The sequence below is a fragment of the Fontimonas sp. SYSU GA230001 genome, from assembly GCF_040066175.1.
Taxonomy (GTDB): Bacteria; Pseudomonadota; Gammaproteobacteria; order Nevskiales; family Nevskiaceae; genus Solimonas.
Map to the genome: position 1 here is coordinate 21,116 of NZ_JBEAAM010000013.1, position 14,209 is coordinate 35,324.

The window sequence follows — 14,209 nt, forward strand, 5'->3', positions numbered from 1 at the left end:
GCCGCTCAGGCCACGAAGCGGACGTCGCCGATCAGCGAGTCCTTGTCGAGCAGCGTCAGCATCCCGCCATCCCGGGTATAGACGCCGTGCACGCGCACGGCACCGCGCGCGGCACCGATGTCCGGCGCATGCTTGATGGCGCCGTCGATGATCTTGCGCACGTCGGCGACCCGATCGACGCGCAAGCCGAAACTCTCGCCGTCGTGCTCGACGATGACGATGCGGGTATCCGCATCCGCCGGCGCCGATGGCAGCCCCAGACGCACGCGCAGATCGAGCACGGTGACGACATTGCCGCGCAGATTCAGCACCCCCAGCACGTGCTGCGTCGCGCCCGGCACCGGCTCGATCTCGACGTCGCGCAGCACCTCCTGGACCGCGAGGATGGGCAGACCGTAAACCTGATCGCCCACTTCGAAACAGACCCAGCGCGACACGCTGTCGTCCTTGCGCTGTCCTGTCGGGTCACTCACGGGGAAGCCTCCTGCACCTCGGCCGCGCTCAGCGTACCGGGCGGCACCACGACGGTGTCCTGCGCGCTCGCGGGCGCTTCCAGGCTGAGTTCCCGCACGACCTGGCGCTGCTCGCTGCCCTCGCCCATCACGACGACCACCACGCGCCGGTTGCGATTGCGGCCCTCCGCACTGCGGTTGTCGGCCACCGGGTGATACTCGCCCAGGCCGATGACCGTCATCCGCGCCGGATCGATGCCGGCCTGCATGAACAGGTGGACGACGCTGGCCGCGCGCGCAGCGGACAGCTCCCAATTCGACGGGAAGGCCAGCGTCGAGATCGGCACGTTGTCGGTGTGTCCCTCGATGCGCAGCAGGTTCGGGAACTGCTTGAGGATGCCGGCGAGGTCGTAGAGCACCGGCTCGGCGGACTTGGAGACCTGCGCGATGCCGCTGGCGAACAGGATGTCGGTGTTGATCTCGATTTCGAGCCACTGGTCGGTGCGGCGCACCAGGACCAGCTTCTGGTCGATCAGGCCCTGCATCGCCTCCTGGACCGCATTGGCCATGCGCTGCAGGCTCTCCATGCCACGCTGGCCGGCCTCGCCCAGCGACTCGCCCGGTACATGCGGGCGGATGCTCTCGCCTTCCTGCGGGAACCCCTTCATCCGCACCGTGTTGAACTCGGCGGCCGACTGCTGGCCCTTCTCCGGCTTGTCGCCGATCTGGATCGGCTTGAGCGACTTCGGCGGCCCGCCGAGTGCCGTGGACAGCGAGTCGGCGAGCACGCGGTACTTGCCCTCGTTGACCGAGGACACCGCGTACATCACGACGAAGAACGCGAGCAGCAGCGTGATCAGGTCGCCATAGGGGATCGCCCAGGCTTCGTGATTGGTGTGCTCCTCGTGCTTGTGCTTCTTGGCCATCAGTGCAGGAAGCCCTTGAGCTTCGACTCGATGTTCTTCGGGTTCTCGCCCTGCGAGATCGCGATCAGGCCCTCGATCGTCATCTCGCGCAGGCGGGTCTGATCGGCGATCGCGGCCTTGAGCTTGGCGGCGATCGGCAGGAAGAACAGGTTGGCGGACGCAATGCCGTAGATCGTCGCGGTGAACGCCGCGGCGATGCCGTGGCCGAGCTTGCTCGGATCGGCGAGGTTCTTCATCACCGCCATCAGGCCGAGCACGGCGCCGATGATGCCCAGAGTCGGCGCGTAGATGCCCATGCCCTCGAAGACCTTGGCGCTCTGCTGGTCGAAGTGCTCGCGGGTCTGCATGTCCACTTCGAGGATCGCGCGGATCGCATCCGGCTCGGCGCCATCGACCAGCATCTGCAGGCCTTTCTTCAGAAATGGGTCGGGCTCCGACTCGGCGTTGCCCTCCAGAGCGAGCAGGCCCTGCTTGCGGGCGACGCCGCTCCACTCGACGATGCGCGCGATCAGACCCTCCGGGTCGAGCGCCGGCGGCTTGAACGCCCAGCGCAGGATCTTCATCGCGTGCTTGAAGGTGGTCATCGGCGTGTGGATCATGATCGCCGCCAGCGTGCCGACGAGCACGATGACGAACGCGGCCGGATTCACCAGGCCACCGACTCCGGCACCCTTGAGAATGCTGCCGCCGACGATGGCGAACAGCGCGAGCACCACGCCGATCACGGACAGCTTATCCATGAGCGATTCCCAGCTCGGCGCGGTGCCGTGTCAGCGTGCGCCGGTAGGCTTCGACCAGGCCGGCGAAATCGAGGATCAGCGCGACACGGCCGTCGGGCATCACGGTTGCGCCGGACACGCCCGGCAGCCCGCGCAGCGACGGACCGAGCGGCTTGATCACCACCTCCTCGCGACCGCGCACCTCGCGCACGACGAAGCCGTAGCGTTCGTCGCCGACCTGGGCGACGACGACGTGGCGCACGCGGTCCTCGGAAGGATGTGCCAGCCACGGATCGAGATAGACCAGGCGCAGCGTATCGCGGCGCGTGAGCACGACGTCCCAGCGATCCAGCTTGTCGGTACGGCCCGGATGCAGCTCGAAGATGTCGAGCACCGGCGCCAGGGGCAGCGCGAACTGGCGCCCGTCCGCCGACACCATCAGCGCCGACAGGATGGCCATGGTCAGCGGCACGCGGATGTGCACGGCACTGCCGTGTCCGAGCTGTGATTCGACGCGCACGCTGCCGCCGAGCGCCTTGATGCGCGACATCACCACGTCCATGCCGACCCCGCGGCCGGACAGGTCGGATACCTGCTCCTTGGTCGAGAATCCCGGCAGGAACACCAGCTGCAGGCATTCGTCCGCACTGAGCGCGGCCGCCTCGTCGGGCGCCAGCAGGCCCTTCTCCACGGCCTTGCTGCGGATGCGCTCGGGGTCCATGCCGCCGCCGTCATCGCGCACGGTGATGAGGATGCTGTCGCCCTGCTGCGCGGCCGACAGCACCAGCTTGCCGGCCGGCGGCTTGCCGCGGCGCACGCGCTCGTCGGGCATTTCGATGCCGTGGTCCACGCTGTTGCGCACCATGTGCACGAGCGGGTCGGCCAGCGCCTCGACCAGATTCTTGTCGAGGTCGGTGTCCTCGCCGATCAGCTCCACCTCCACCTGCTTGCCGAGGCCGCGCGCGACATCGCGCGCGATCTTGGGGAAGCGCGAGAACACCTTGCGCACCGGCTGCATGCGGATCTGCATGACCGCGTTCTGCAGGCCACGGGCGATGAAGTCGAGTTCGCCGACGGCGCGCGCCATGTCCGGCGCGGCGGAGCGGCCGCACAGGGCCTTGAGACGGTTGCGCACCAGCACCAGCTCGCCGACCAGATTCATCATCTTGTCGAGCCGCGCGGTATCGACGCGCACCGTGGTCTCCGCAGGCGGCGCGGCGGCGGGCGCTGCGGGCGCGGCGCGGCGCTCGGCCGCTGGCGCGGTCACCGGCGCCGGGGATACCGGCGCGGGCACTGGAGGCGCCGCAGCAGCGGGCTCGGCCACCGGCGCCGCTGGCGGCGGGACCCCACCGGGTGCGCCGCCCTTGCCGTGCAGCTGGTCGAGCAGCGCCTCGAACTCGTCCTCGGTGATCGTGCCGGCCTTGGCCGTCTCCGCCGCGGCGGCCCCGGCGGGCGCCTTGTTCTTGCCGTGCAGTTCGTCGAGCAGCGCGTCGAACTCGTCCTCGGTGATCGTGTCGGCGGACGGCGCTGCCGCCTTCTTGCTGCGCTTGCGCGTCCGCGGCACAGCCGCTGCCTCGGTGGTCGCGGGCGCCGCGGCCGGCGACGGCTCGATCGGCAACGGCGCCTGCGCCGGTGCCGGCGGCGGCGCGGCCGGAGCGGCCTGGGCGAGTTGATGCAGCGTGTGCAGCAGTTCGGGCGGCGCCGGCGTCAGCTCGGCGCGGGCGGCGACCGCGTCCATCATCGCCTGCACGTGATCGAGCGCCTGCAGCACTGCGTCCATCAGTTCGGGGCTGATGCCACGCTTGCCGGCGCGCAGCGCGTTGAACACGTCCTCGGCGGCATGGCACAGCTCGACCAGCTCCCTGAGTTCGAGGAAGCCGGCGCCGCCCTTGACCGTGTGGAAGGCGCGGAAGATGTCGTTGAGCAGACCCTTGTCCTCGGGACGGCTCTCCAGCTCGATCAGCTGGCCGCCGAGGCGCTGGACCAGTTCACCGGCTTCGGTGAGGAAGTCGGCACGGATGTCGTCGTCGGCTCCGGTGCTCATGGCGTCGTTTCAGAATCCCAGGCTGGCCAGCAGTTCGTCGGCGTCCTGCTGGCTCGCGGCGGTGCTCACACCGGGCACCGCCGGGCCGGCGAGTTCCGCCGCTATGGGCTGTTTCGGCCGCGGCGGCACGGACTGAAGGCCGCCGCCGGCGGCACGCAGCAGTTCCAGCAGCGCCGCCTCCATGTTGCGCACCAGGGTGATCACGCGCTTGATGATCTGGCCGGAGATGTCCTGGTACTCCTGCGCCTGTGCCAGCTCCGACAGCGTCGCCCGCAGACGGCCGATGTCGGCGCCGATCGCCTCGCGTGCGCCGTGCAGCAGGACGCCGACGTTGGCGATGTCCGGGTGGGTGTCGGCGATCACCGCCTCGGCCTCGAGCAGGTGTCCGGTCGCGGTCTGGATGCCGCCGACGATGCCGCGCGCCTGCTCGACCAGGTCGAGCGTGCGATGCGCAGCCTTCTCCGTCACCTGCATCACGTAGTCGAGACGGTTGCGTGCATCGGGGATCTCGTCACCGGCGATGCGGGCGAGCCGCTCGTCGATGCGCATCTCGACGACCGCCTGGTGCAGTTCGCGGGTCAGCCGCGCCACGTGCGCGAAGAGCCCCTCCTCGCGCTCGCGTGCCAGCGCGTCCATGCCGGCCTCGAAGGCCGCGTCGTCACCGGCTTCGAGCGCGGCCAGCACCTCGCGCAGCCGTTGCGCGGTGCGGGCGCGGACATCGGTGGTCGACACCGGCTCGGTCATCACGCCGTCTCGCCGACCCGCGCGAAGATCTTGTCGATCTTCTCCTTGAGGGTCTGCGCGGTGAACGGCTTGATGATGTAGCCGTTCACGCCGGCCTGCGCGGCCTCGATGATCTGGTCGCGCTGTGCCTCGGCGGTGACCATCAGCACCGGCGTCTTGCCGATACGCGCGTCGGCACGGATGTGGCGCAGCAGCTCGATGCCGGTCATGCCCGGCATGTTCCAGTCGGTGACGACGAAATCGAAGCTGCCCGCCTGCAGCATCGGCCAGGCGGTCTTGCCATCGTCGGCCTCGGTCAGATTGGTGTACCCCAGATCGGTGAGCAGATTCTTGACGATGCGGCGCATCGTCGAGAAATCGTCCACGATCAGAATCTTCATGTTCTTGTCCATCATCACTCCTAGGCCCAGTAACGCTCAGGCGGCCGCCTGCATCTCTTTCCAGTCCAGCAGCCGCGCGCGCAGGCGCATCAGCGCCTGACCGTGGATCTGGCACACCCGGCTTTCGCTGACGTCCAGCACCTGGCCGATCTCCTTGAGGTTCAGTTCGTCGTCGTAGTACAGCGACATGACCAGACGTTCGCGCTCGGGCAGGCCGGCGACCGCAGTGACCAGAGCATCCTGGAATTCGCGGCGCTGCAACTCGTCGAGCGGACCAGCGGCCGGATCGGGGGCGTCGAGCGTCTGGTTGCCCTCGTCGCCGCCCACATCCAGGCTCAACACCTGGCAGCGCGCGCCGTCCTGCACGATCTCCTGATACTCCTTGAGACTGATGCCCATGCGCTCGGCGACTTCCGATTCGCGCGCATCGCGTCCGGTGGCCTGCTCGATCGCGCGAATGGCTTCCGCGACCTCGCGCAGGCGTCGATGCACCGAGCGCGGCGCCCAGTCGGTGGCGCGCAGCTCATCGAGCATCGCACCGCGGATGCGGATGCCGGCATAGGTCTCGAACGAGGCGCCGCGATCGCCGCTGTAATGGCGCACAGCCTCGATCAGGCCGATCACGCCGGCCTGGATCAGGTCGTCGATCTCGACGCTCGCCGGCAGGCGCGCCGCCAGATGATGGGCGATGCGACGCACCAGGTCGGCGTGGCGCCGGACCAGTTCGGCCTCCGACACCGGCGCCGCCGGCGGCTCGTCGGACGTCGTCATGCGACCGCTCCTTCGCCGGCCCTGCCCGCCACCAGGCGTTCGACGAAGAACTCGAGGTTGCCGCGCGCACCCTGCGGCAGCGCCCAGCCGGCAGCCTTCTTGGCCAGCTCGCGGAACGCCTGCGCGCTGGGCGAACTCGGGTAGGCATCCACGACCGCGCGCTGCCGCCGCACCGCCTTGCGCAGCCATTCGTCCTGGGGGATCGTGCCGACATGCACCAGCGTGACTTCGAGGAAGCGCTCGGCGACGCGGCGCAGGTTCTCGAAGATCTCCTTGGCCTCGGCCGGCGTGTGCGTCATGTTGGTCAGCACCTGGAAGCGCTTGATGTCGTAATCACGGTTCAGCACCTTGATCAGCGCATAGGCGTCGGTCAGCGACTGCGGATCGTTGGTGACGACGACGATGACCTCCTGCGACGCCTGGCTGAAGGTGAGCACGCTGTTGTCGATGCCGGCCGCGGTATCGACGATCAGCGTGTCGATCGGGCGCTGCAGTTCGGAGAAGGCGCGCACCAGACCGACGTGTTCGGCCGCCGACAGCTCGGCCATGTTGCGCTTGCCGCTGGACGCCGGCACGACGAGGATGCCGGCCGGGCCTTCGATGAGGGTGTCCTCGAGCGTGCAGCTGCCGTCGATGACGTGGGAGAGGTTGTAGGTCGGCTGCAGGCCGAGCATCACATCGACATTGGCCAGGCCGAGATCGCCGTCGAGCAGCATCACCTGACGGCCGTCGAGCGCCATCGACACGGCGAGATTGACCGACGTGGAGGTCTTGCCGACGCCGCCCTTGCCGCTGGTCACGGCGATGACCTGCACCGGCCGGGTCTTGCGCATGGTGCGCAACCCTGCCGCCTGGTGCCCGCCCGCCCCGGCGGCCGGACGACCGCCCATCGTCTCTTCAGGTCCCGGCATAAAGGCTCCCGAACTGGAGGGCGAGCGTGCCGTCGTGGATCCCTGCCGGCATCTGCCGCGCGAGCTGCACCGCCCGCAGCACGATCTGATCGGCACGCGCCGCCTGCAGATCTTCGGGCACGCGCTGGCCATCGCACAAGTAGTTGATCGTCAGCCCGTGGCGGATGACCGTGGACAGGGAACCGCCGATGCGCGTGGCCTCGTCGAGCTTGCTCAGCACGCAGGCCTCCGGGTGTGCCGGCGCGAAGCGCTTGAGGATGTCCTCCTGATCGCCGGCCTGCGACGTCGCCGGCAGCACCAGCCAGGTCCGGATCTCGCGCCGTGCCGCCTGCAGCTCGGCGAACTGGGCGGCAAGCTTCTGGTCGCGCGGCCCCATGCCCGCGGTATCGATCAGCACCAGCTTGCGGTCCGACAGCCGCGCCAGCGCGCCGCGCAGTTCCTCGGCGTTCGATGCCGTCTGCACCGGCACGCCGAGCAGGCGGCCGTAGGTGTAGAGCTGCTCCTGCGCACCGACCCGGTAGTGGTCGGTCGTCACCAGCGCGATGTCGCGCGTGCCGTGGCGTTCGGCGAAACGTGCCGCCAGCTTGGCGATGGTCGTGGTCTTGCCGACGCCGGTCGGCCCGACCAGCGCGATCACCCCGCCCTCGACGATCGGATCGTTGCCGGCGATCGGCAGGCGCCTCGACAGCAGGCCGAGCGGCAGGAAGCGTGCGCGCTCGCCATCCACGTCGCGCGGCAGTTCGTCGGCGATCGCGTAGGCCAGGCGCGCATCGAGACCGATCTCGGTCATCGTCTTGAGCGCCGCCAGGCGCTGCGGCTGGCGCTCGTTGAGATCGCGCCAGGCCAGATGCGCCATCTGCCGTTCGAACAGCTTGCGCATGCCGCCGATCTCGCGGCGCAGCTGCTGGATCTCGGGCGCCGGCATCGCGGCCGGCGCTGCCTGCGGACGCGGCGCGGCGGCGGCGGACGGATGCGCGGCAACGGGCGCGGCCGGCGCCTCGCGGCGCCCGACCGCCTGCATCAGCGCAGCGTCGTAGTCCGTCGCGCTGACGACCTCGATGCCGCCGGGGACGCGGCGGTTCGACAGGATCACGGCCTCCGGTCCCTGCTCCTCGCGCACCAGGCGGATCGCCTCGCGCATGCTGCCTGCGACAAATCGCTTGATCTTCATATCGACTGCCTGCTCCTCTCAAACTTCACGAGATCGCTCCCACCATCCGCAAGCGCTTGCTGTCCGGCACCTCGTCGTACGCCAGCACGTGCAGTCCCGGAATCGTCTGCCGCGTGAAACGCGCCAGCAGCGGCCGCAGTGCCGGCGGCACCAGCAGCACCGCCGCCTGACCGAGCGTCTCCTGCCTGCGCGTCTGCTCCGACAGCGAGCGATGCATGCGCTCGGCGAGGCCCGGCTCGATCACCGCGCCGCCGCTCTTGAGACTGTCCTGCAACACCTGTTCCAGCTGCGGACTCAGCGTGAGCACCGGCAGCTCGGGTTCCAGTCCGTTGATTTCCTGCACGATCTGCCGCCCGAGCGCGACGCGCACCAGGCCCGACAGGACCACGGGATCCTGACTGCGGGCGCCGGCCTCGGCGAGTGCCTCGGCGATCACGCGCAGGTTGCGGATCGGCACGCGCTCGGCGAGCAGGTTCTGCAGCACCTTGACGAACACGGACAGTGGCAGCAGCTTGGGCACCAGGTCCTCGACGAGTTTCGGCGCCTGCTTGCCGAGCTGGGTCAGCAGCGCCTGCGCCTCGTCGTGGCCGAGCAGTTCGTGCGCATGGGTCTTGACCACGTGCGACAGGTGGGTGGCGACCACGGTCGGGCAATCGACGACGGTGTAGCCCATCGACTGCGCATGCTCGCGCGCGCCCTTCTCGATCCACACCGCGTCCAGGCCGAAGGCCGGATCCTTGGTGGCGATGCCCTCGACCGCGCCGAACACCCGGCCGGGATTGAGCGCCAGCTCGCGGTCGGGATGAACCACGCCCTCGGCGACCGGCACGCCGTGCACCAGCAGCCGGTAGGCCGCCGGCTGCAGCTGCAGGTTGTCGCGGATGTGGACCGGGGGAATCAGGAATCCCAGCTCCTGCGTGAGCTTCTTGCGCACGCCCTTGATGCGTGCCATCAGCTCGCCGCCCTGGCGGGTATCGACCATCGGAATCAGCCGGTAGCCGACTTCCAGGCCCAGCACGTCCTCGCCCGGCACGTCCTCCCAGGACAGCTCGGCCGGCGGCTGCGGCGCCGGCGGCGCCTCCACCGGCGCCGCGGCCGCCGCGCGCGCGCGCCGCACCAGCATCCACGCCGCCCCGCCGCACACGACCGCGAGCAGCAGGAAGGCGAGGTTGGGCATGCCCGGGATCAGGCCGACCAGACCGAGCACGCCCGCGGTCACCGCCAGCACACGCGGCTGGTTGAACAACTGAGACATCACCTGCGTGGACATGTCCGCCTGGCGCGACATGCGCGTCACCAGCACGGCGACCGAGGTGGACAGCAGCAGCGCCGGCACCTGCGCGACCAGGCCGTCGCCGATCGCCAGCAGCGTGTAGAGCTTGGCAGCCTCGCCGAAGCCCAGGCCGTGCTGCAAGGTACCGATGAGCAACCCACCGATGACGTTGATGAACAGGATCAGGATGCCGGCGATGGCGTCGCCGCGCACGAACTTGCTGGCGCCGTCCATCGAGCCATAGAAGTCCGCTTCCGAGCGGACCTCCTCGCGTCGCGCCTTGGCCTCGTCGCGCGTGAGGATGCCGGCATTGAGGTCGGCGTCGATCGCCATCTGCCGGCCCGGCAGTGCGTCGAGCACGAAGCGCGCCGACACCTCGGAGACGCGTTCGGCGCCCTTGGTGACGACCATGAAGTTGACGATGGTGAGGATGACGAACACGATCAGGCCGACCGCGTAGTTGCCGCCGACGACGAACTCGCCGAAGGCCTCGATCACGCGGCCGGCGGCGTGGGTGCCCTGGTGCCCGTGCAGCAGCACCACGCGCGTCGAGGCGACGTTGAGCGCCAGCCGCAGCAGCGTGGCGAACAGCAGCACGGTGGGGAACGAGTTGAAGTCCAGCGGCCGCATCACGTAGATCACGGACAGCAGGATCGCGATCGCCAGCGTGATGTTGGTCGTGAACATCAGGTCGAGCGCGGCCGGTGCCATCGGCACGACCATCATGCCGACGATCATCAACAACAGCAGCGGCGCGGCCAGCCCGTTGCGGCTCAGATCTCTCAGGCGCAGCAGCAGCTCATTGAGCGTCATGCCCGTGCGCGTGCAAGGCCTGTGCCGCGGACCGCAGACTCCGGTGCGATGACACGGACGCACACGAACGAGGCGACCGCACCGGCGGATTCGCCAGTGGCTCCGCGCGGTGTCCGGGGAACGGCGGCCGGGGCCTGCGGTCCGTCAGGCCGACTCGTCCGGCTCTCCACCCGGCACGTCGCCGACGACCGGCGGCGACGGCGGCGCGACGGCCGGTCCCGGCCGCGCGCGCCAGCTGCGCAGCTGGTAGATGTAACTCAGCACCTGCGCGACGGCCGCGTACAGGTTCGCCGGAATTTCGTCGTCGAGCCGTGTATTGCGATACAGCGCGCGCGCCAGCGGCGGCGCCGAGACGACGGGAATCCGACTCTTCTGCGCCAGCTCACGGATGCTCAGCGCGACCAGATCGACGCCCTTGGCGATGACCCGCGGCGCGCGCATCTTGCCCGCCTCGTACTTGAGGGCCACGGCGTAATGCGTCGGATTGACGACGACGACGTCGGCCGTCGGCACGGCCTGCATCATGCGCCGCTGCGCGACCTCCTGCTGCAGCCGGCGCAGGCGGCCCTTCACCTCCGGGCTGCCCTCGGCCTCCTTGTATTCCTGCTTGACCTCCTGCTTGGTCATGCGCAGGCGCTTGGCATAGGCCCACAGCTGGTACGGGGCATCGACCGCGGCGATCAGGAACAGGCCGCCGGCCATCCACGCCAGGCAGGCCAGGGCCAGCTTCAGTCCATGCGCCATCGCCAGGTTCGGCGGCTCGCGGCCCAGCGCCAGCAGCCGGTCGAGGTTGGCGTACAGGTAGATCACGAACACGCCGCCGAGCACCGCCACCTTGAGCAGGCCCTTGCCCAGCTCGACGAGGCTGTTGGCCGAGAACACCCGGCCCAGGCCCTTGAGCGGATTGACCCGGTCGAGGTCGAGTTTGATCGCCTCCGCCGACAGGTTCCAGCCGCCGAGCAGGATCGGTCCGAGCAGGCCGGCGACGAGGCCGGTCAGCAGCAGCGGCAGCACCGGCGCGAAGCCGCCGATGATCTCCGCCCCGAGGTAACCGGCGAGATCCGCCGGATGGTCGAGCAGCGCCGGATCCGGACTCAGCGCCCGCCGCATCCACGCCGCCGCCGAGCCCACCAGTCCCGCCCCCAGCGCCATCAGCATGCCGACGCCGCTGCCGACGACGACGAAGGATGCGAGCTCGCGCGAACGCGCCACCTCGCCGCGCTTGCGCGCATCGCGGATACGCTTGGGTGTCGCGCGTTCGGTGCGGTCGGCGGCGCTGTTCTCGGCCATCGCTCAGTCCACGCGCAGCAACAGCCGCAGCAGCCCCCAGGCCTGCTCGAACAGGTCCTGCATCGACTCACCGAAGGCCGGAAGCCCGGCATAGACCAGCAGCAGGCCGGCGACCAGGGTGACCGGAAAGCCCACGGCGAACAGATTCAGCGCCGGGGCGCTGCGGCTGATCACGCCCATCGCGAGGTTGATCGCGAGCAGCGAGATGACCACCGGCAGCGCCAGTTGCAGCCCGCCGGAGAACACCACGGCCGCGAAGCGCAGCAGCAGCATCAGCTCGTCCACGCCCAGTCCCGCGCCACCCACCGGCAACGTCGTGAACGAGCGCACGAGCATCTCGATGAGGATCAGATGCCCGCCCAGCGCGAGGAACAGCAGCGTCGCCGTGATCGTCAGGATCTGTCCGAGCGCCGGAGCGCTGACACCGCGCAGCGGATCGGCCAGCTGGGCGAAGCCCAGACCCATGCCGTAGGCGATGATCTCCGCGCCCATCGCCACCGCCTCGAACACCAACACCAGCACGAATCCGGCCACCAGTCCGACCAGCAACTGCTGCAGCAGCACGTGGAACCAGGCCGCGGAGAACGCCGCCAGCGGCGCCGGTTCGGGCAGCAGCGGCGCGACCACCAGGGTCAGCATCACGGCCAGCAGCAGGCGGATGCGCGGCGAGACGATGCGCTGGCCGATGACCGGCGCGATGCTCAACAGCGCGGCGATGCGCACGAACGGCCAGAAGTACTGCTGCAGCCAGGCGAGCAACTGCGGTTCGGAGAAGGTCATCGTCGCTCTCCGCCGCAGCCGTCTCAGTGCAGCAACCCCGGAATGCTCTCGATCAGCCGGCGCGTGTAATCCGTCAGCAGGCGCAGCATCCACGGGCCGGCGATCACGCCGACGGCGGCCATCGCCAGCAGCTTGGGGATGAAGCTCAGCGTCATCTCGTTGATCTGCGTCGCTGCCTGGAACAGGCCGACCAGCACGCCGACCGTCAGCGCGGTGAGCAGCAGCGGCGCGCCGAGCAGGATGCCCAGCGCGAGCGCGTCGCGGCCGATCGTCAGGACGCTCTCCGGACTCATCGCGCGCTCCTCAGGCACCGACCGCGCGGAACGAGGCCGCGACCATGCCGGTCACCAGCGACCAGCCATCGACCAGCACGAACAGCATCAGCTTGAACGGCAGCGACACCAGCATCGGCGACAGCATCATCATGCCCATGCTCATCAGCACGCTGGACACCACCAGGTCGATGATCACGAAGGGAATGAACAGCAGGAAGCCGATCTGGAACGCCGTGGTCAGCTCGGAGGTCAGGAAGGCCGCGGCCAGCACCGGGAACGGGATGTCGTCCGGTGACTCGTAGCCGCCGCTGCCGGCCATGCGCGCGAAACTCAGCAGATCGACCTCACGGGTCTGCGCAAGCATGAAGCCGCGCAGCGGCCGCGCCGCCGCCTTGAGCGCCGGCTCGAACGCGAGCTGGCCGTCCAGGTAAGGCTGCGCGGCCTCGGTGTAGATGCGGTCCAGCACCGGCGACATCACGAACAGGGTCAGGAACAGCGACAGGCCGATCAGCACCTGGTTGGTCGGCGTCTGCCCGGTGCCGAGCGCCTGCCGCAGCAGGCCTAGCACGATCACGATGCGCGTGAATGCGGTCATCGACAGCAGCAGCGCCGGCAACAGCGTCAGCGCCGTCATCAGCAACAGCACCTGGATGCTGAGGCTGTACTCGGTGCCGCCGCCGCTGACCGGACTCGATGTCACCGCGGGCAGCGCCGGTGCGGCCGCAACGGGATCCGCGATCAGCAGCACCGTGGCGATGCCCAGCGCGATTCGCAGTCCCTGCCGACGTGTCATGGGCTGGCCTTGCCGGTCAACGCCTGGCGCAGTCGTTGCGCGAATGCCGATTCCGCGGCCGGCGCGATTTCCACGTTGACCGGCGCGTCGAAGCGATGCAGCAGGTTCACGCCGCCGGCGGCGACGCCGAGCAGGAACTGCTGATCGCCGACCTGGATCAGCACGACCTTCTCCTTCGCGCCGACCTGGACACCGGCCTGCAGCTGCAGCGCCGGACCGCGTCCCAGGCGCGCCGACTGCAGCCAGCGCAGCAGCCAGGCCAGGGCGAAGATCAGCGCCAGCACCAGCATCAGACTGCCGAGCATCCCGACGATGCCGGCAGCGCTACCGGCGGCCCCGGCGGCCGGTTCTGCCGCCGCTGCTGCGGGCAATGACGTCATTCCCGCGACAGCGGGGATGACCGCAATGCTGCGCCCATGCCGGTCCTGGATCCCCGCCTGCGCGGGGATGACCGCAATGCTGCGCATTGCGGTCACTTGAGTTTCCGGATGCGCTCGGCGGGACTGACGACGTCGGTCAGGCGGATGCCGAACTTCTCGTTGACCACCACGACCTCGCCATGCGCGACCAGCGTGCCGTTGGCGAAGACGTCGAGCGGCTCACCGGCCTGACGGTCGAGTTCGACGACCGAGCCCTGATTGAGCTGCAGCAGGCTGCGGATCGGAATGCGCGTGCGCCCCACTTCGAGCGACAGCGTGACCGGCACGTCGAGGATGACATCGAGGCTGACATCGCCGGTTGCCACGGCACCCGCGCGGTCTTCGAGATTCTGGAACGTGGCACGGGACGGCTCGGTCCCCTTGCCGGCATCTTGAGCGCTCACTGATCGACCTCCGTGAACTGCATTTCGTGGATGTGGTGCCGCGA

Annotated in this window: 16 protein-coding genes; all 16 read right to left on the bottom strand. The window is 69.3% G+C overall.

Annotation, left to right across the window (positions count from 1 at the left end):
- Positions 1-5 precede the first annotated feature (5 nt).
- Complete coding sequence (locus AAG565_RS08085; protein ID WP_348819067.1) at positions 6-473, bottom strand: chemotaxis protein CheW; 468 nt, start codon at positions 471-473, stop codon at positions 6-8.
- A complete protein-coding gene (gene motD, locus AAG565_RS08090) occupies positions 470-1,378 on the bottom strand; it encodes a flagellar motor protein MotD (RefSeq protein ID WP_348819068.1) in 909 nt (302 codons plus the stop codon). Before motD ends, AAG565_RS08085 begins: the two co-directional genes overlap by 4 nt.
- Positions 1,378-2,118 (bottom strand): flagellar motor protein, encoded by a 741-nt coding sequence (locus tag AAG565_RS08095; protein ID WP_348819069.1) that lies wholly within the window; start codon positions 2,116-2,118, stop codon positions 1,378-1,380. The genes motD and AAG565_RS08095 overlap by 1 nt, the downstream gene beginning before the upstream one ends.
- Complete coding sequence (locus AAG565_RS08100) at positions 2,111-4,141, bottom strand: chemotaxis protein CheA (protein ID WP_348819070.1); 2,031 nt, start codon at positions 4,139-4,141, stop codon at positions 2,111-2,113. The genes AAG565_RS08095 and AAG565_RS08100 overlap by 8 nt, the downstream gene beginning before the upstream one ends.
- Positions 4,142-4,150: 9 nt before the next feature.
- A complete protein-coding gene (locus AAG565_RS08105) occupies positions 4,151-4,885 on the bottom strand; it encodes a protein phosphatase CheZ (RefSeq protein ID WP_348819071.1) in 735 nt (244 codons plus the stop codon).
- On the bottom strand, positions 4,885-5,277 hold the full coding sequence (locus AAG565_RS08110; protein ID WP_348819072.1) for a chemotaxis response regulator CheY: 393 nt from the start codon (positions 5,275-5,277) through the stop codon (positions 4,885-4,887). The genes AAG565_RS08105 and AAG565_RS08110 overlap by 1 nt, the downstream gene beginning before the upstream one ends.
- Before the next feature lie 24 nt (positions 5,278-5,301).
- Complete coding sequence (locus AAG565_RS08115; protein ID WP_348819073.1) at positions 5,302-6,036, bottom strand: RNA polymerase sigma factor FliA; 735 nt, start codon at positions 6,034-6,036, stop codon at positions 5,302-5,304.
- A complete protein-coding gene (locus AAG565_RS08120) occupies positions 6,033-6,869 on the bottom strand; it encodes a MinD/ParA family protein (RefSeq protein ID WP_348819074.1) in 837 nt (278 codons plus the stop codon). Before AAG565_RS08120 ends, AAG565_RS08115 begins: the two co-directional genes overlap by 4 nt.
- 64 nt (positions 6,870-6,933) lie before the next feature.
- Positions 6,934-8,118, bottom strand: a complete 1,185-nt coding sequence (flhF, locus tag AAG565_RS08125) for a flagellar biosynthesis protein FlhF (RefSeq protein WP_348819075.1) — start codon at positions 8,116-8,118, stop codon at positions 6,934-6,936.
- Between the two features lie 25 nt (positions 8,119-8,143).
- Entirely contained in the window at positions 8,144-10,204 is a 2,061-nt protein-coding gene (gene flhA, locus AAG565_RS08130; RefSeq protein WP_348819076.1) for a flagellar biosynthesis protein FlhA, read from the bottom strand.
- A 144-nt stretch (positions 10,205-10,348) separates the two neighbouring features.
- Complete coding sequence (flhB, locus tag AAG565_RS08135; RefSeq protein WP_348819077.1) at positions 10,349-11,494, bottom strand: flagellar biosynthesis protein FlhB; 1,146 nt, start codon at positions 11,492-11,494, stop codon at positions 10,349-10,351.
- Positions 11,495-11,497: 3 nt separating this feature from the next.
- Positions 11,498-12,274 carry a flagellar biosynthetic protein FliR gene (gene fliR, locus AAG565_RS08140; RefSeq protein WP_348819078.1) on the bottom strand — a complete coding sequence of 259 codons (777 nt, stop codon included), beginning with the start codon at positions 12,272-12,274 and terminating at the stop codon, positions 11,498-11,500.
- 23 nt (positions 12,275-12,297) lie between these two features.
- On the bottom strand, positions 12,298-12,567 hold the full coding sequence (fliQ, locus tag AAG565_RS08145) for a flagellar biosynthesis protein FliQ (protein WP_348819079.1): 270 nt from the start codon (positions 12,565-12,567) through the stop codon (positions 12,298-12,300).
- 10 nt (positions 12,568-12,577) lie between these two features.
- The gene (gene fliP / locus AAG565_RS08150) at positions 12,578-13,342 is read right to left on the bottom strand and encodes a flagellar type III secretion system pore protein FliP (RefSeq protein WP_348819080.1); all 765 of its coding nucleotides are present in this window, start codon (positions 13,340-13,342) and stop codon (positions 12,578-12,580) included.
- Positions 13,339-13,722, bottom strand: a complete 384-nt coding sequence (gene fliO / locus AAG565_RS08155; RefSeq protein WP_348819081.1) for a flagellar biosynthetic protein FliO — start codon at positions 13,720-13,722, stop codon at positions 13,339-13,341. Before fliO ends, fliP begins: the two co-directional genes overlap by 4 nt.
- Positions 13,723-13,814: 92 nt before the next feature.
- Positions 13,815-14,165 (bottom strand): flagellar motor switch protein FliN, encoded by a 351-nt coding sequence (gene fliN, locus AAG565_RS08160; protein WP_348819082.1) that lies wholly within the window; start codon positions 14,163-14,165, stop codon positions 13,815-13,817.
- Positions 14,166-14,209 lie beyond the last annotated feature (44 nt).